This window comes from Streptomyces sp. P9(2023), from assembly GCF_032436795.1.
Lineage (GTDB): Bacteria > Actinomycetota > Actinomycetes > Streptomycetales > Streptomycetaceae > Streptomyces.
Genome location: NZ_JAUPWM010000750.1, coordinates 1 through 246 on the forward strand (window position 1 = coordinate 1; position 246 = coordinate 246).

Below are 246 nucleotides of genomic sequence, written 5' to 3' on the forward strand. Positions count from 1 at the left end.
ACCAACGTCCAGCTTGCCGTTGTTGGGGCCTTGTTTTACGGTCCCCTCGATCCAGAGCTGTGAGGCAGTAATGTTGCCCTCCACGACGCCGCCTTTCATGACCACCACCATGCCCTCGCACTTGATGTCACCGACGATGGTGCCGCGGATGACCAGGCCTTTTCCTTTGCCAATGGTCAAAGTGCCTTCAATTTTGTCGCCTTCACCCACAGTGCAGCTCAGATGAAGATTTTCAATCAGAGTATT

The 246-nt window shown here is 53.7% G+C and carries 1 protein-coding gene; it reads right to left on the reverse strand.

Annotated features, from left to right (window positions below):
- Positions 1-246: polymer-forming cytoskeletal protein (locus Q5762_RS39325; RefSeq protein ID WP_315897118.1), on the reverse strand; the 246-nt coding region annotated here is incomplete at both ends.